Raw genomic sequence first — 301 nt, 5'->3', positions numbered from 1 at the left:
CTTTTACACTTTGATCAGAACGGATTCATTCCGTTGAAATTGAGGATCATCATTCAGCATTAACGCTGATGTCACCTCGTCCTGTTGATGACCAGACTGCTGCTGTTGCTGTTGTTGCGATTGCCCCTCAGAAGAGACCTGAACATTCACTTCCATGAAGTTCTGCGCTGTCAGATGCTGACGTAAGTTATCGCTAAATTGCTGCAGCGAACGGCAGACATCGCTCTGATTTGCGCCGATGTGCACCATCAGCTTGCCTGCATCCAGTTGCACGGCAATTTCCAGTTTGCCAAGCGATGGC

At 48.8% G+C, this 301-nt stretch carries 1 protein-coding gene; it reads right to left on the bottom strand.

Going from position 1 to position 301, the window contains the following annotated elements; genetic code table 11:
- Nucleotides 1-3 precede the first annotated feature (3 nt).
- Nucleotides 4-301 (bottom strand): flagellar hook-length control protein FliK (locus FDX22_RS21995; RefSeq protein ID WP_146717772.1); only part of this gene is annotated, 298 nt, incomplete at its 5' end.

Origin of the sequence: Citrobacter sp. TBCS-14, from assembly GCF_005280805.1 — a bacterium.
Lineage (GTDB): Bacteria > Pseudomonadota > Gammaproteobacteria > Enterobacterales > Enterobacteriaceae > Citrobacter > Citrobacter gillenii.
The sequence above is the reverse complement of the archived record's forward strand: the minus strand, read 5'-3'. Positions and strand labels throughout refer to the sequence as shown.